Genomic DNA, 18,383 nt, shown 5'->3' on the forward strand with positions numbered 1-18,383 from the left:
TATCAAAACACCATTAATAATTCCAACACTTGTTTGTAAGTAAACTTTATAGGTATAGTGTTTAGGTTGATTAAAAGATTGTAAAGCTATGGCAGACATATCGGTAGTAAAAAAAATTAATATAGATGAAAATGACTATCCTTTATCTTTTTTAGGAAAAATTAAGGATAGGATATATTTTACAAGAAACCTTAAAGTAAACGAACCAGTAATTATTATAACAGATATTGATTTAAATGTTATTTCTGTTTTTAAATATACATATGTAAGAGATAGTACTACAACAATTACCCTTACAAATATAATAGATACAGATGAGAACGAATTTCTTGTAAAGGGAGTTTCTTATTCTGGTCCTGATCAAAGAGAAAAACATACACTTCTTTTTAAAATAAATGATCAAGAAAATATTTTATGGAGTAAGACTTATAAAAATCAAACAACAGGTTCTGGTTATACATGCTTAAAGAAAACAGGAAGAGGTAACTATGTATTTCAAGAACAAGAATTGGTCGTTGTAGTTGATGAGAACGGAAATACTCTAAAAAGTAGGACCATGTCATTTTCAGGGAGGCTATCGGTACATAATGACCTTATTGTAGTTGTAGCTCCACTAAATCGTGCTACATCAAACAATGGAATATTATCAATAGCAATATTAGATGAACATTTAGAATCTATAGAAAGATATGATTATTTAAGTGATACAGCATTACCTTTAAATGAAATAAGACCCATTTCTATTGATACAGCTCAAAGAAATGACAAATTAATTGTGCTTTTGAAGTATAAGTTATCCCTAATTACTTTTCACTATTTTTTGTTGGAATTTCCTGTTAACTCTTCACAACCAATACGATTATCTGTTAAAAAATTTGAAAGCATTAATGGTTTTTATGAGTTAAACGCTGATCATGTTGATGATGGAATTTATTGGAATACAAGAGTTCAGCAAGAAAACCTTAATATCCATAAATTTGATAGTAGTTTTAACCACCTATGGGGTAAAAGCTCACAAAATGTAAAAGCTCATATCGGGGCACTAAGAAATAATTCTATTATAGAAGATAACGGTAATACGTTTTTTATGGCGGATATTACTTCAGACACAGGAGTAACAAAAAATGCAATTGTAAAAACAAAGCAAATATTTCAAAGTGAATGTATCTCTACAGAAAATAAGAACAGTTTAGTATCGGTCGATGTTGTTTTAAATCGACAAGTATCTTTAACCAACTTCTTCTTAGAGTCTGTTATAATACCTGATGTAGATGTTATGCTTCAAAGTAGTATTAGTAATTTTAAAAATGTACAGATATGTCCTGTATCAAATTTTGATAGTACTAAAAGTATTATTTCTGCAAATCCAAAAAATGTAATAGCAAACGGAACTTCAAAATCAATAGTTACCGTTCAATTAAAAGATGACCAAGGAATAAATTTATCGACGGGAGGAGAGAGAGTTATAATTTTAACATCGATAGGTGCTATTACTAGTACTGTAGATAATAATGATGGAACCTATACAGCAGAGCTAACATCCAACAGAGCAGGTTCTGCAAAACTTACCTTTACGGTAAATGGGGCTACTAATCCTCAATTTACAATGGTTAGTTTTTATAATGCTCTAGGTTGTAGTGTAGATTTTACCATTCAGGTTAACCAAGCTGTCATAGCAGCAGAAGGAAGATATAAACCGCAAAGAGATTCATCTGTTTCTTGGGTGGTTTTTGACATCAATGATATAGCTGCTGCTAGCACTCCGGTATTAAATGCGCCGGGATATTATAATTTAGAAGTAAGAGTACAAGGAGCAAACCAGACATGGACAGAGTGGTTCGTTTGTGATCCGTTTGTTATTGGTTGTGATAACAAAATAAACCCCGGAATTGATTTAGAAATAGGTGTAGGAGGTTGTTTTACTGAGATAGCTAGATGGCAAACGGTTTATATAGTTCCCCTGCAGAGTAATACTTTTCAAATAGATAATGGGCAGATCTTTTATAGTGACAATAATTTGACTATTCTCTATAATGGAGGAGATCGAGATTTTCGCCTTAGAGAAGGTAATAGAATCTCTCCATATAGTTTTAAAATAAATACAAAAGGAGTTGTATATGATAAACAGTTTTGCGCTACTTAAAACTGGGAAAGTAACTTTAATCAAATGTGTTCTTTGTAAAAAGAACAATAATGTAAAAATATGATATGGCAGAAACAGATTACTTTATATCAACATGGCAAACCACTACTGCTAACGAGTCTATTACGATACCTACAGGGTCGAGTGACTATAATTTTAATATTGATTGGGGAGACGGTTTCAATGAGACAATAAGTAATTTTTTTGTAAGACATATCTATGTTAATCCTGGTATCTATACCATAAAAATAAGTGGAACTTTCCCTAGAATATATTTTAACCGAAGAGGAGATAAGGATAAAATACTAAGCGTCGAACAATGGGGAAGTATAAAGTGGGAATCAATGGAATCTGCTTTTCATGGTTGTACAAAGTTAAAATTGAATGCGTTAGATTCCCCAGATCTTTCATTGGTAAGAAGTATGAAAAGAATGTTTGCAGAGACTAGGTTTAGTGCCGATATCAATAACTGGGATGTAGTAAATGTTACAGATATGTCAAATATGTTCGAGTCTTCTTTATTTCATGGAGATATTAATGGATGGAATGTTAGTAATGTTACCGATATGTCCTATATGTTTCAATATGCTTCCTCATTTAATAGAGATTTAAATAGTTGGAATGTTAGTAATGTTACTGATATGTCTTATATGTTTAGTAATGCTACATTGTTCAATGGAAATATTAGAGATTGGATTCCGCTTAAGGTTACGAATATGCAGGCAATGTTTAGGAATACAGGATCATTTAATGTAGATATAGGCAATTGGAAAGTAGATAACGCAATTAATATGTCTGAAATGTTTAGAAATGCTTCAGAATTTAATGTTAATCTTAATAATTGGGTAGTTACTGCAGTTGTCGATATGTCTAGAATGTTTAGAGACGCTAAAAAATTTAATGGAGATGTTAGTAACTGGGATGTAAGCGGAGTGGAAAAAATGCATGGAATGTTTGAAAATACAAATGTGTTTAATTCAGATATTAGTGGCTGGGATGTAAAGAATGTTACCAATATGAATGGTATGTTTTCTCGAGCAATAGCATTTAATAGAAATTTAAATGGATGGAATGTTGCTAAAGTTACGGGTATGTACCAATTGTTTAGTAATACCATTGCATTTAATGGTGAAATTGATCGTTGGAACGTAAGTAATGTGACTAACATGGGGAGAATATTTGCAGGAACAAAGCTGTCTCAGGAAAATTATGATAAACTATTGACAAGTTGGAGTAAATTAACATTAAAAGAAAATGTACCATTCGATGCTGGTGATAGTACTTTTTGTAAAGCAGCAGAAGGTAGAACTAAACTAATTAATCAGTTTAATTGGAAAATTAGCGATAAGGGGCAATCTTGTACAGGTTTGATCGATATACATCACTCGATTATCACAGTGATTCCAAAAAATGTAAATATAAATAAAGGGAATTCAACCAGAATTGTAGTTCAGGCAATCGGTAAAGATGGAGAAAAGTTGACGTTTGGCGGAGAATCTGTTAGAATAGGTGCTTCATTAGGATCGGTACGAGAAACTATAGATCATAAAAACGGGACATATACTACGATTTTGACATCTCAGCAATTAGGAATATCTACTGTTTCATTGTATCAAGGAGAAATAGAAAGCCAACAAAAAGCATTGGTTAGTTTTTACGAGCAATTAAGTTGTAAAGTAAATTTTAAAATAGAGGCAAACCAAACCATTACTGAAGCAAAAGGTAGATATAGAAAAAAGAATATTCGAATAGGACCAGCACCATTTCGTCCAGTAGGGGTCATATCTGAAGAAAGTGCTTCTAGACAAGCGCTTATTTCAGGGGAAGTGTCAGGTGAAATACCAATACGGATAGAAGAGTCAGCAGAACAGTGGAATGAATTTATAATAGATATAATCAATCCATCTACCCCAGTCATTAAGGAAAAAGGCTTCTATGATTTAGAAATAATGGTAAAAGGTGCTAACGGTAAATGGACAGATTGGTATTCTATTATTCCATTTAGGATTAAACTATGTGATGAACTAAGTAGTATTCCAATACAGATTATTAATGGTGGCTGTTTTTCCTCTCCTGGTTTTAATGATTTAGTTTATATAAGTATTACTAACTATAATGGTCAAATAGAGAACGGTTTAATCTTGTATAATGACGTTGATCTAACTTCTCCATATAATGGTAATGATGCTGTATTTACTTTAGGAGGCTTTTCTGGAGGAGAAGGAGAAGGAAGCTTTAGGAATTTTGTAAATTATGAATTTAAAGTAAGTACCGAAGGAGTTGTATATGATAAACAATTTTGCGCGTCATAAATTTCGAATAAAGTAAATTTTAATTTGTAAATTATTGATTTATAGGTATGTTTTGAAATATTATTTCAAAACATACTAATTACATGCTTTTTTTCAAATCTTCTGAATATATTTGTGAGGTAATCAAATATAAGGAGCTACTTTAGTAGTTATTTATTTTTAATACGCTTTGTTATATGTCTTTTAGGCTTTTGATAGTGCAAAAGTCGATTATTTCATATTTCTGCATAGAAACTACATGGGATTGTAGTAGGCGGAGCCATGTCAAAAAATAATTAATCAATATTTTTTCTTTTTACCAGAATTATCCATTAGCATTTTGCGTCCAGTTACAAAAAGTTATAAGACAATGCTTTGTGTGTTTTTGATAAATACACATTTGTTACTACCATATCAGTTTTTGAATATTTCTAGACCCTAATGATTTTTTATAGTAGGGTATTAATGTATAGCTAATTCTTCAATGTGCTATATGCTCTGTGCAGTATGCTCTGTGCAGTATGTAAAAGACATATTTCATTTATAATTATTCACATCAATCAAAATTATAATATGAATACATCTCTTAAAACCGGGTGGTACGTTTTATACGTAAGGTCCCATCATGAAAAAAAAGTAGAAACATTATTAAGCGAAAACGGACTAGAATCTTTTGTCCCTTTGGTAAAAACAATACGAGAATGGAGTGATCGAAAAAAAGTAATCATGAAACCACTCTTTCCTTCTTATGTTTTTGCTAAAATTCAATCAAGATCAGATTTTCATAAAGCAATGGATATAAATGGATCATGTTCCTATATTCGTTTCGGAAAAGAATATGCTATTGTTTCTGATGAGGAAATCAAAAGAATTAAATTCCTAGTAAACACAGAGGATGTATCTGATATAGAAAGCAATTCAGAAATTGTAAAAGAGGGAGAGGTTAAAACAATTCGAAAAGGAGTTCTGGCTGGCTTAGAATGTGAGATCGTTAAGGTTAATAATAAAGATAAAATATTGGTGCGTATTAATTCGATACGACAGAACATTCTGGCTACGCTTCCAGAGTACTATTTTTCAGAATTTCCACTGGCGATATAATTATACAGTGATGAACTTATCAATACAGAACTAGTTTAAACTTTTTTGATTCATGCGAAAAATGATGATTTTTTGGTCAATTGAAATATTTTTCACACTTCATAACAGCGCTACGAAGTAAGAAAAAGATGAAAGTTAAGTGAAAAAGAGCATTTTTATAGCGAATTGAAAAAAGTTTAAACCAGTTCACAATCTAAAAACACATTTATCAATGAAAACTACATATAAACCACAGCTTTTTCTGCTACATTTTGCAGGGGGTAACCGGTATTCTTTTGACTTTCTTAAAAGTTATATAGGTAGTGAATACGAATTTCATCCTATAGAGCTTCCCGGAAGAGGAAAAAGGTTTGGAGAAGAATTACTGAAAACCAAAGATTTGGTAATACAGGACTATGTAAACCAGATAAAAAATAAAAGAAACCGACAACCCTATGTTGTTTATGGGCATAGCATGGGGGCTACACTAGGACTTAGTGTTGTAAAACACTTAGAGGATGTTTCTGATGCTCCGTTACAATTAATCGTATCAGGTAATCCAGGGCCTGGTGCAGATGGACTATCAGGAGAAAACGGAAAAAAGCAGCGACATCTTATGAATGATGAAGAGTTAAAAGAAGAGCTAAGAATGTTAGGAGGGGTTCCCGAAGAAGTGTTGCAAAATAAGGATTTATATGAGTTTTTTAGCCCTATAATGCGTGCAGATTTCGAAGTTTTGGAGAAAGATCATTTTTCTGAAGAAGGTATGGTCATAAATACATCAATTCACGCTATAATGGGAACCAAAGAAGAAAGGAATTCTAAAATAGAGAATTGGAAAAATTTTACTTCTTCTGACTTTTCTTATAAATTAATAGAAGGAGGACATTTTTTTATTCAGGATCATCCCAAAGAAATGGCAACTACAATAAAAAATTTCTATAAAAAAGAAATTATATTATAAAAGATAGATACCAATTCAATCTTTCCACACCCTCAAAAAATGTTTTTTGAGGTTTTTTTTTGTGTGTAAATCAAACTATCTTACCTTATTATCTTAGAGTTTTTAGAACATCCATCCTTTTTCTTTGCATCATTTCGCTTGTCGCTTTTGCACAATTGTCTTCAAATGAAGGGGAACAAGTTTCCTTTTGAATACATCACAACGTTAGTTGTAGGTGAGATTAAGCGACGACTAGAGGGATGTAAATTGTATTTCTTTTAAAATGTATGGAATTAAATTCTATGGATTAAAGATGATAAAGTAGGATTAATGCTAAGTTAAATATAGCTAAATCAGTATATAATGTCATGCCAAATCTAGTTTGGGATCTCATCGCTCTAGGCTGTACGGCTGTTAACTGGGATGCTTAATCAAGTTCAGATGACAAATAATATAGATTTAACTATAATAACGCGAATTCGGATAACTACTAAATGATAAAAAGCCGTCGAATTGAGACAGCCGATAAAAATTTTATCCAGTGTTTATACTGACGTTCCAAAGCAGGGCTTTGAAAATCTTTTTTCACCAGTATAAGATTTGTTTTGCGTTAAAAAATCTTGAAGCCTTGGAAAGATTTTAGTAAAACAAATCTGGTTTTCTGTGAAACAGAAAAATACCTTGAAAAAAGTGCCTTTTCTTTTGGTTCGTTTTCTTTGGGCGAGCAAAGAAAATGAACAGAAGGTTAAATCAAAGAAAGTTAGTCGAAACTTACAAACACATAAAACTATGAAAAACAAAACATTATAAAATACGTCAATGGTAGTGATTTTTCAAAGTAAAATGAAGAAAAATTGTATCGAGAATAGCTTTTTTAGTGTCGGAATACTAGTTAGCCTGAATTTATCGAAGGGTCAACACAAAACTTTTAAGTTAATAGCAGAAAAAAGAGTGACAATTTGGGTTGGTAGTGACAATTTATAAACTATTTTTCCTTCTTATTAACAATCAGTTAGATATCCTTCAATAAAACAATATTTTAGAGAAACATTTTTTGTCTATTGCTTGTGTTACCATCTTTCTTAAGTAACCAGGTGTTAGAAAAACTCTAAATAGAATTTTATGCATCGAACCGTATTTTTATTGATAAGTATATGCTTTTGTAATTGTAATAATCATACTCCAAATAATCCAAAAGCGACAGAATCAACTTCTTCAATAGCAAAACCTAAGGAAACGATTCAAGAACCACTATATCTTACAGAAGAGAGTGCAAACAAGTTGTTAGAATTACCATTAGCATGTTTGCAAACAGAGTATCCAAACAAATTAGGACAAACCTTAGGAGAAAAAGAAGATATAGGAGAACCAAGTGTATTACACCCGACATTTTATGGTTGTTTTGATTGGCATTCATCGGTACATGGTCATTGGTCTGCAGTAAAGCTTTTAAAAATGTTTCCTAACCTGAAGGAAAAGGAAAAAACAAGAAGTATACTCTCGCAAAATATTACAAAAGAAAAGATAGCCATAGAAGTACAATACTTTAAAGGAAAACATAATAAGTCTTATGAAAGGACCTATGGTTGGGCGTGGTTGTTAAAACTTGCCGAAGAGTTACATACTTGGGATGATCCAATGGCAAAAGAACTAGAAAGTAACCTACAGCCTCTTACGGATTTGATTGTTCAAAAATACATCGATTTTTTACCAAAACTTAAATACCCCATTAGAGTCGGAGAGCATACAAATACTGCTTTTGGGCTTTCTTTTGCCTGGGATTATGCAAAAACGATGAATCATCAGGAATTAAGAGAAATGATAGAAACGCGAGCTGTGGCATTTTATAATAAAGATCGTGGTTGCCCTATCGATTGGGAACCCAGTGGTTATGACTTTTTATCTCCTTGTTTCGAAGAAATTGATATTATGAGAAGAGTTTTAAATAAAACTCAATTTACACAATGGGTTTCTGAGTTTATGCCATCTCTTACCGCTTCTGATTTTGCAATAGAAGTAGGAGAAGTATCTGATAGGAAAGATGGTAAGTTAGTGCATTTAGATGGACTTAATTTTAGCCGTGGATGGGTGTTGTATGGTCTGGCCAATCAATATGAAGAATACCAACACTTATTTTTTGTAGCCAATAAGCATGTGACATACTCTTTACCAAATTTGGTAGGGGATAGCTATGAAGGAGGACATTGGCTAGGATCCTTTGCAATTTATGCACTTACTACAAATACAAAATAAATGAAAAAGCTTTTTTCAATAGGGCCTGGTACCTGGGTTACAGCAGCTTTTATAGGCCCTGGTACAGTAACAGTATGTACATTAGCAGGAGTAAAATTTGGTTATACCTTATTATGGGCTCTGATAATATCTGTTGTTGCTTGTGTGATACTTCAGGAAATGGCAGCCAGATTAGGAGTAGTTACCCAAAAAGGATTGAGTGAAGTATTAACTTCTCAATTCGAAAATAAGGCAATAAAAAATGTACTTATTGTACTGATTTTATCGGCTATTGCTATAGGAAATGCGGCTTATGAAGCGGGAAATATTAGTGGCGGAGTGCTTGGAGTAAATACGTTGTTAGAAGCTGTTACAGAGAATAAGCATATTTCCAAAAGCTATATTAGTATATTAATAGGAGGGATTGCTTTTATAATGCTTTATAGTGGCAACTATAAGCTTATAGAACGCAGTTTAATAGGATTAGTGTTACTAATGAGTTTAGCGTTTATTACAACGGCTATAGTTACAAAACCTAATATATGGGAGTTAGGTAAAGGGGTTGTTCCGGACTTTTCTACAAACAAACTACTTACCATTGTTGGCTTAATAGGCACTACCGTAGTTCCTTACAACCTGTTTCTTCATGCATCTATAGTAAGAGAAAAATGGAAATCAACAACAGATTTACCAACCGCAAGAAAAGATACAGTAGTAGCAATAGTGCTGGGAGGGATAGTGTCTATTGCAATTATGATAGCAGGAGCAGCTATGCAACAAACAGAGGTACATAGTGCAGCAGATTTAGCAAAAGGTTTAGAACCTGTTTTTGGTTCGATTGCAAAATATGTATTGTCAATAGGGTTGTTTGCCGCAGGAATTACCTCTGCAATTACTGCGCCCTTGGCAGCTGCGTATGTTGTAAAAGGATGTCTGGGATGGAAAGGAAATCTAAAAAGTAAAAAGTTTAAAGCGGTATGGATGATCATCCTTTTACTAGGAGTTGTGTTCTCTTCTTTAGGGATAAAATCAATAGAAATTATACGATTTGCACAGATAGCCAATGGACTTCTTTTACCTGTGGTTGCCACCTTTCTTTTATGGGTGATGAATCAATCAAAAATACTAGGTCAATATACCAATTCAAGACAGCAAAACTTGTTAGGTATTCTTGTGTTATTGGTAGTTTGTTTTTTAGGACTTAGAAGTGTTTGGAATGTAATCATAAATTTGTAAGTAATATTTGTAAATATTGTAAGAATTGGAAAAAATAATACTAAACTCAGATGTTGGAGAAGGAGCAGGTTTTGATGCAGAGATTATGCCGCATATTGCTTGGGCAAATATTGCTTGTGGTGGTCATACGGGTAGTCGTCAAACTGTTCAGAAAACAATACGATTGGCTATGAAGTATGGGGTAAAGATAGGTGCACATCCATCGTATCCCGATCCAGAAAATTTTGGAAGAGTTAGTATGAAGTTGTCGACTCAGGATTTGATATCATCTCTTACAGAACAGATAGGATTGGTAAAGATATGTGCAGAAAAAGAAGGAGGAAGTTTGCATCATATCAAACCACATGGAGCACTTTATAACGATGCTATACAAAATGAAGAAATTGCATGGGTTATTTTAGAGTCAATAAATAATGTCGATAAAAGTTTAAAAATAATAACACTTAATAATTCAAAAATAGCGTATCTTTCTGGCGAAGATTTTGAGGTGAAATCAGAAGCTTTTGCAGATCGTAATTATAATGATGATGGGACGCTGGTGTCTCGAAAAAAAGACAATGCAATTCTAATGGATCCAGAAAAAGTTTTTGAGCATGTTTTTAAAATGATTTCTGAAAAAAAAATATGGTCTGTAAATAGAGTAGAAGTCCCTGTTTTTTTTGATACGATTTGTGTACATGGCGATCATCCAAATTGCGTTCGAATTTTAAGATATCTGAAAGAGAAATTTTTGGAGTTGAGTGGGGGAACAAAATAAGAATATGAAGATCGAATTACAGTATAAAAGATATTCAGAAAAGTCAATTTTGATAGAATGGCCTCCGAAAATTGATGAAAATTCGCTTCGAAAGATACTTCTTGTTAAAAAATCAGTAGAAAAGTTTTATGGTAAATTAATTGTTGAAGTAGTGTTTACATATAACTCGTTATTAATTTATTATGCATCAACTATAGAGGATTTCTATAGTGAGGTTTTGAGCTTAAAATCACTTTGTAACGCGAAGTTTGGTGGTGTGCTGGTCAAAAATAAGTTGTGGAAAATCCCGGTTTGTTATGCTTCTTCTCTTGCGATGGATTTAGATGTTTTTACGAAGGATAAAAACTTGTCTATTGACGAGGTAATTGCATTGCATACTTCTTCTGTTTATACGGTCTATTTTATGGGGTTTTTACCTGGTTTTTTGTATTTGGGTGGTTTGCATAAAAAATTGTTTTGTGATCGAAAAATTACACCATCTCCAAAAATTGAAAAAGGAGCCGTAGCAATTGGTGGAAATCAAACAGGGATTTATCCTGTAGAAAGTCCCGGTGGATGGCATGTGATTGGTAGATGTCCAGTGGATTTTTTTGACCCAAATAAGGAGGATTGTTGTTTTGTTAGTCCTGGTGATAGAATTCAATTTGTGTCGATATCAGAAAAAAAATATAACGATATAAGTTCATTGTTTTTTCATGGTTTGTATACACCAGAATTTGTTTTTGAATGATGGGAAAGATGAAATTAGTAGAGACCGGTTTTTTAACTTCTGTTCAGGATAAAGGACGTTATGGGTATGCAAAATATGGGGTGCCTAAAAGTGGAGCTATGGATCAAAGGTCATTTCAATTAGCAAACTTACTGTTAGGTAATGATGAAAATGATGCATGTTTAGAGTGGACTTTTAGAGGGCCGACTTTACAGTTTGATACGGAAACAGTGGTAGTGTTAACAGGTGCCGAAGTAGATGCTTTTTTAAATGGTGTTGTTGTAAAAATGTTTACTCCTTTATTGCTTACTAAAGATGATGTTTTGGAAATAAAATCATGTAAGAAAAATGTATATGGATATGTAGGAATTAAAAGCGGATTTTTGACAAAAGTAATCATGAATAGTAGATCTTTTTTTAAACCAATAACGGGTAGTAGTTCGTTGCAGGTTGGAGATGAAATTGAATATAAAAAAGGTGTTAATTTCAAGTCGAAATATGCTTCCATTTCGATGGCTTTAGATAAGAAAAGTATAGTTGAGTTGGATGTGTACAAAGGAGTAGAATTTGACCAATTATCAAAAGAAAATCAATTAAATATTTTTAGCTCAAGTTTTACGATTTCTAATAGAATGAACAGGATGGCAATTCAGTTAGAGGAGAAAGTTTTTAATGATGCTTCTTCGATATTAAGTGCTCCGGTTTTACCAGGAACGGTCCAGTTAACACCGGCAGGTGATTTGATTGTGTTAATGAGAGATTGTCAAACGACAGGAGGGTATCCTAGGGTTTTGCAATTAGCAGAATCTGCTATCAATAAAATTGCTCAAATTAGAAGAGGGGGTAAATGTGGGTTTAGATTGATTGAATGGTAGTGTTTTGATTAATGTATACTGGGTGTAGCTTTATATGATTGCAAAAGCCTTCAAATTGAGGTGTTTTTTAATAGGTTTTGTCTAGTGTTTCAACTGATATTTGTTTTATTTATGACCTCTACTTCCTCCTTTGAAGGAGGATCGAGGAGGATGTTTTTAAAGAAACACCCATCCCTTTTCCAGCGCACCATCTCACCTGTCGCTTTCGCGCCATTGTCCTCAAGGGAAGGGGTTATAGGGCTTAAAACACGACTATTTACAAAACACGCCGATTCGAGACATCCGATAAAATTTTATCCAGTGGTTGTATTGACGTTCCAAAGCTGGGCTTTGAAATCTTTTTTCACCAGTATAAGATTTATTTTGCGTTAAAAAATCTTGAAACCTTGGAAAGATTTTAGCAAAAGAAATCTGGTTTTCAGTGTAACTGAAAAATACCTTACGACATAGCGATAGCTGTGGGCGAGGTGATGCAGAGGAGCGCCTTTTCTTTTGGTTTCCAACGCGCCAGCTGGCGCACTCTTTACAGAGCAGCCTTTGGGTGGGCAAAGAAAACGAACAGAAAGCTAAATCAAAGGAAGTTAGATGAAATTTAATTACATGTAAGTTTTTGGAAAACAAAATGTTGTAAAATACATTAATGGTAGTGATTTTTCGTAGTAAAACGTAGAAAAATTGCATTTCGATAAACTCAGCAGAGCTATCGAGAATAGCTTTTTAGTACCGAAATGCTAATACCTGTCAAATAGAGATATTCAATAAATTTTCTAGCTCCCTTCCTTTGAAGACGCCATAGTACACTATGGGGGAGCCGATGCGTGTATGGATGGATGTTTTGTGTATGTGGTTCTGGTATAGTATCGCTAAAAACCCACTCTTCTTGTGTGAGAGGGTTGGGTGAGGGTTTTATGGGATAAATAGTTGTTTTAGTATAGGGGGGATTTTATTAAATGATTATCCGTTTTGTGTAATAATGTTATTTTCAATGTCATTCCGAATTTATTTCGGAATCTTATTACATTCATAAGTACTAACTTATAATAAGAACCTGAAACAAGGTTGACAATAATGAGTTTATTATTAATTCCGGACATTCATTTTTATTATTAAAAGTACATTAGAATGTGACTTTTTACGATCTTTATCGAGAACTGTATTTCACAATCAAAATGATTTGTATAAAACCCCACTACAACATTCAATCTATTTTTCTATTCGTTATTTTTTTATGGTTTAGTCTTACAGGACTGGCATCTACACAGGATACCGTTGTAGCATCTCAGAATTTTAAAAAAAGAGAATTACTGCTTAAAAGGTATAAGCCTGATAGTGCTGTGGTGTATTTTAAAAAATCACTTGTGGGTTTTGAAGCAATCGATCATCAAAAACGTATGGCTGATTGTTATGATAAGTTGGCAAAGGCGTATAAAGATGATTTTGATCAGGCGCTGATGTATGCACAAAAAGGGTTAGAGGTTCGGTTATGTGTATTTGGGGATCATACAGCACCTGTAGCAACCTCGTATATGAGCATAGGAGGTGTACTTAAACAAAATGATCAATTTAAAAAAGCAATGGAAAATTACCAAAAGGCATTAACTATTCGAAAAGCTATTTTTGGTAAAAATGATCATAGGACAGCTGATTCGTATCATGAAATTGGGGTTTTGCATCATGTATTGGCACAATATGAGGAGGCTTTGTTTTTCATAAAAAAAGGCTTATCGGTTCGAAAGGCTGTATTTGGAGGGAAGCATGAAAAAGTGGCAGATAGTTACTATGCGTTAGGAAAGTATTTTTATGATTTAAGTGATGATGAAAATGCGTTGTTGTTTTTTAAAAAATCATTAGAAATAAGAACTCTTGTCTTTGGGGGTAGAAGTTCTAAAGCTGCTTTTTGCTATCGTTATTTAGGAATGATATCTAATCGCTCTGATAAACATGAAGAGGCTTTAAGTTTTGTTGAAAAGGCTATGTTAATTTTTAAATCACTGTTTGGGGAAGATCATCCAAATGTAGCTTGGTGTTATAGCAGTTTGATGTATGTGTATCGTTATTATGGTAATGGTAAATTAGCATTAGAGAATTCTTTTAAGGCTCAGGAAATCTTGAATAAGAAATTTGATAAAAAACATTCTAAAATTGCTTTCTTGTATTTTGATTTTTCTAAATCCTATTTTAAGCTTGGAAAGTATGATTTGTCACTAAAATATAAAAAAAAATGTATAAAATTATTTAAAGATATATTTCCGAGAGGTCATAAAATATTGGGGTATAGTTATAATGATATGGGGGCTATTTATTATTATGATGGTGAATACGATTTATCATTGCAATATTTTAAAAAAGCAGTTGATATATATTTATTGTTTTTTGAAGAAGGGCATAATGAAGTAAGTCGCACCTATAATAACATAGCAAATGTGTATAGGGTGAAAAAAGAATATGATGTAGCATTGATGTATTATCAAAAAGCATTAGCGTTAAGGATAAAGAATTTGGGAGAGGGACATTCTGATACTTCCTTTTCGTATTATGATATTGGGGAGTATTATATGGCTTTACTAGAATATAATATAGCTTTGGTGTATTATCAAAAAGCGTTGCAAATACAAGAGCGATTGTATGGGGAAACGAGTTATTATATTTGTGACACCTATAATGCGATCGCTAAAGTGTTTGTAGAGCAAAAACAATATCATAAAGCACTAAAAAGCTTACAGAGAAGTTTAAGGGTTCGGTTAAAAACAAATGGGGCGCATCATCCCAGAACAGTAAAATCATATAATCAGTTGGCAGATGTGTGTTTGCAAATGCGACACTATGATAGGGCGGTAGAGTATTATGAAAAAGCCATTGTAGCTAATAATGGTTTAGATAAAAAAGGAGATTTTGATTTTAACCAATTTTTAGATAAGCATGTGTTATTGGCTACGTTGTATGGAAAGGCTAAGGTGTTGCAAGAACGATATACAGAAAAAGAAAATGTTTTAGTAGATAATCTGGTCGAGAGGGAAAAAATATATCAAACAGCAGATGATTTGATTGGTTTTGTTCGAGAAAAACGTCATGCTTACAAAGATAAACTGGCTTTTGCAGAGCAGGTTAAGAAGATATATACAGGAGCAATAGAGGTGCAAATGCAATTGTATACGATAAGTGAAAATCAACAATATTTGGAAAAAGCATTTTATTACAGTGAAAAAAGTAGGGCAAGTACTTTAAAAGAGCTGATAACAGAGTCAAATGCGAAAGAGTTTGTAGGATTGCCATCTCGTATAGTAGCTATAGAACAGGATTTAAAATCCAAACATGCAGAATATATTTCCAGAATTATGGCAGAAAGTGCCGAGAAAAATTCAGATAGTATTAAAATTGCTGGCTATGAAAGTGAGTTGTTTGAAATTAACAGAAGGGAAGATTCGTTGGTGCAAGTTATAGAAAAAGAATATCCTAAATATCACCAACTAAAATATCAAAATAACATTGTTTCTGTGCAAGAGATTCAAAATAGGTTGGATGAAAACACAACGATACTAGAATTTTTTGTAGCAGATACTTCTGCTGTTTTTGTGTTTATGATTTCTAAGGATCAGTTAAAAATCGAGAAAATAAATACAAAGGGACTTACCGTTCAGTTAGAAAAATTTAAAAAAGCAATTGTAGATAAAAATACTTCCTTGTTTAAAGAGTTGTCGCATAGTTTATATCAAACGTTGCTAAAACCTGTAGAAAATAATATAGCAGGAGATAGGTTGATTATGGTTCCCGACGATATGCTCTGGGGGCTTAATTTTGAGTTGTTGTGTGTTCAGAAAGATGTTTCTAATAATCCTATGGATTTTTCGTATTTGCTTAAAGAATATGAAATTTCATATGCCAACTCTATAAATGTGTTGTACGCTGTTTCTCAAAACAAACACTTAGCAGATAAACAAGAAGAGTGTTTGGCTTTTTCTTTTTCTGATGATGAAAAGTTGTTCGATACCAAAGCAATATCGTTGGCAACGCTTAGAGCGGCAAAAGAAGATTTACCAGGAACGCGCAAAGAAATTAGAGAGATATCAAATATCATAGACGGGCAATATTATTTTGGAGCACAAGCTATAGAGGCTAATTTCAAGAAAAATGCAGAGCAATATAATATTCTTCATCTTGCTTTGCATGGAGAAATAGATAACGAACGCCCCGAAAACTCAAAGCTGTTGTTTACAAAAACCAAGGATACCGTAGAAGATAACTATTTATATAGTCATGAGTTGTTTGCTATGAATATCCCTGCTGAACTTACTGTATTAAGTGCTTGTAATACGGGTGCTGGTAAGATAGCAAAAGGCGAGGGGGTGATGAGTCTGGGTAATGCGTTTCAGTATGCAGGAACCAAGAGTTTATTGTTAAGTCGTTGGGAAATTTCAGACCGCACAACACCTGTGCTCATGAAATATTTTTATACCAATCTAAAAACGGGCATGAATAAGTCTCGAGCATTGCAACAAGCAAAGCTACAATATCTTAACACTGCAGATATCAACCGATTGGATCCTTTTTATTGGGGAGGGTTTTATCTGATTAGGGATGTGGCACCAATTCCGTTCCAAAGCAATACATTATGGTATTGGGTGTTGATATTTGGCTTGATAGTGCTACTTGGGGTTTTCTTGTATTACCGGACTAAAAGAAAGAAGGGTGTTTCTCCCCTGTAAAAAAAGGGGAAAAACACCCTTGTTAAATTTTTGATAATCAGTGAGTTTTTCTTTACATGCTTGTGTTGGTAAGGGGTGTCTTTATTTTCTTCTTTTTGTAAAATAAGTATAAAGGGTGTGTGTATTTGTGTAAAAGCCTGTATTTTCAATATATTAGCGGTGCTAACGTATAAAAACCGAAAATCATGGGAAAAGATTTACAAAAAAAGAAAGATAAAAAGAAGGATAAAAAAATAAAAAAGAAAAGAAAACCAGAAAAGTGTATTAGTATAGAAGAAGCCAGGGAATTACATGATAATTGGTGTGAACATAGAGGAAAACATTTAAAAGCGTGTTTGGGGCATGACGATGCCAAAGATTTTTGGTGGAGTGTAGAGGAGTTGCAAGAATATTTAAAATATGTAAAAAGAGAATCCAAAAAACAAGGAATTCTAAACCCTGGGATACGGGTGTATTTAGGAGCATATCCAAAGAGTAAATGCAATGATGATAGAGGATATTCTACGATCTTCTTTAAGCCTACTGGGGCTCCTGTAGGAAGTCTAGGAAAAGGAGGGGGTGCACCCGGCCAACCAGATAATGATGGGATATCTGCTTATAATAGAGGTTCGAGTGGTGCGGGTAGTGGTAGTGGTAGTGGAGGAGAAGGTGCACCTGGTCATTCTTGATAAATGGAAGAAGTATCTTTAGCTAGTTTTCTTCCCTTAGAAATTTGCGCTGCAATTCTTGGAGCAGTTTATTTTTATAAAAATAAACTGCAAGATGTTTCTGTGAAATATCTTGTTGTTTTATTATGGTTAACGGTGTTTTTTGAGATTTTGGCTTTGTATCCTTTTTTTATAAATACTTTTGAGCAGTTGTGTTTTTTGGAAGGAACAATATTTGGATATAATACTTGGGTTTTTAATATTTTAATTATTATAAGTTATAGTTTGTATATTACATATTTTAGATTTAATTTAAGTAATCAGTTTTTGAAAAAAATCTTGATGATTTTGGTTGTTTTCTTTATGATTTCTACAATTTTAAATCTCATAGTTTCTGGTGTTTTTTTTAATGAACTGTCTACATTGACTGATGTATTAGGGTCGTTAATATTATTATTGAGTGTGTTGTTTTATTTTTTTGAAGTGTTGCAAAGTGATAAGGTGTTGATTTTTTACAAATTACTCCCGTTTTATGTGTCTATTGGTGCTTTGGTTTTTCATTTAGTAATAACACCTATTGATATTTATTTTGAATATACTAAGCACCCAAATAGTAATTTCTTTAAAATTAGAGAGTATGTGTTAAGTTCTGCCAATATTTTTATGTATACTTGCTATTCGATTGGTTTTATAGTATGCTTGCGAAAGAACAAATCTTATTAATTATTTATTTTATCGTTATTATTCTCTTTTTTATAATATTCGGT

The 18,383-nt window shown here is 32.8% G+C and carries 12 protein-coding genes; all 12 read left to right on the top strand.

Features of this window, described 5'->3' with window-relative positions; all coding sequences use genetic code 11:
* Window positions 1-88: 88 nt before the first annotated feature.
* The 12 genes from ABW636_RS00455 to ABW636_RS00510 all read left to right on the top strand — a co-directional run bounded on the left by ABW636_RS00455 (window position 89) and on the right by ABW636_RS00510 (window position 18,339).
* Complete coding sequence (locus tag ABW636_RS00455) at window positions 89-2,143, top strand: Ig-like domain-containing protein (protein WP_367587975.1); 2,055 nt, start codon at window positions 89-91, stop codon at window positions 2,141-2,143.
* 65 nt (window positions 2,144-2,208) lie between these two features.
* Window positions 2,209-4,455 (top strand): BspA family leucine-rich repeat surface protein, encoded by a 2,247-nt coding sequence (locus ABW636_RS00460; RefSeq protein WP_367587976.1) that lies wholly within the window; start codon window positions 2,209-2,211, stop codon window positions 4,453-4,455.
* A gap of 552 nt (window positions 4,456-5,007) precedes the next feature.
* The gene (locus ABW636_RS00465) at window positions 5,008-5,535 is read left to right on the top strand and encodes a UpxY family transcription antiterminator (RefSeq protein ID WP_367587977.1); all 528 of its coding nucleotides are present in this window, start codon (window positions 5,008-5,010) and stop codon (window positions 5,533-5,535) included.
* Between the two features lie 211 nt (window positions 5,536-5,746).
* Window positions 5,747-6,478, top strand: coding sequence for a thioesterase II family protein (locus ABW636_RS00470; RefSeq protein ID WP_367587978.1), 732 nt, complete (start codon window positions 5,747-5,749; stop codon window positions 6,476-6,478).
* Between the two features lie 1,101 nt (window positions 6,479-7,579).
* Window positions 7,580-8,710 (top strand): DUF2891 domain-containing protein, encoded by a 1,131-nt coding sequence (locus ABW636_RS00475; protein ID WP_367587979.1) that lies wholly within the window; start codon window positions 7,580-7,582, stop codon window positions 8,708-8,710.
* Window positions 8,711-9,925: an Nramp family divalent metal transporter gene (locus tag ABW636_RS00480; protein ID WP_367587980.1), complete on the top strand. Its 1,215-nt coding sequence runs from the start codon at window positions 8,711-8,713 to the stop codon at window positions 9,923-9,925.
* 25 nt (window positions 9,926-9,950) lie between these two features.
* Window positions 9,951-10,682, top strand: coding sequence for a 5-oxoprolinase subunit PxpA (gene pxpA / locus ABW636_RS00485; RefSeq protein ID WP_367587981.1), 732 nt, complete (start codon window positions 9,951-9,953; stop codon window positions 10,680-10,682).
* A 4-nt stretch (window positions 10,683-10,686) separates the two neighbouring features.
* Window positions 10,687-11,412, top strand: coding sequence for a 5-oxoprolinase subunit PxpB (gene pxpB, locus ABW636_RS00490; RefSeq protein WP_367587982.1), 726 nt, complete (start codon window positions 10,687-10,689; stop codon window positions 11,410-11,412).
* An 8-nt stretch (window positions 11,413-11,420) separates the two neighbouring features.
* Window positions 11,421-12,266, top strand: a complete 846-nt coding sequence (locus tag ABW636_RS00495) for a 5-oxoprolinase subunit C family protein (RefSeq protein WP_367587983.1) — start codon at window positions 11,421-11,423, stop codon at window positions 12,264-12,266.
* A 1,169-nt stretch (window positions 12,267-13,435) separates the two neighbouring features.
* Entirely contained in the window at window positions 13,436-16,969 is a 3,534-nt protein-coding gene (locus tag ABW636_RS00500) for a CHAT domain-containing protein (RefSeq protein ID WP_367587984.1), read from the top strand.
* A 185-nt stretch (window positions 16,970-17,154) separates the two neighbouring features.
* Window positions 17,155-17,637 (top strand): hypothetical protein, encoded by a 483-nt coding sequence (locus ABW636_RS00505; protein WP_367587985.1) that lies wholly within the window; start codon window positions 17,155-17,157, stop codon window positions 17,635-17,637.
* A 3-nt stretch (window positions 17,638-17,640) separates the two neighbouring features.
* A complete protein-coding gene (locus ABW636_RS00510; protein WP_367587986.1) occupies window positions 17,641-18,339 on the top strand; it encodes a hypothetical protein in 699 nt (232 codons plus the stop codon).
* Window positions 18,340-18,383: the final 44 nt, after the last annotated feature.

It is taken from the genome of Aquimarina discodermiae (assembly GCF_040786235.1).
Classification (GTDB): domain Bacteria; phylum Bacteroidota; class Bacteroidia; order Flavobacteriales; family Flavobacteriaceae; genus Aquimarina.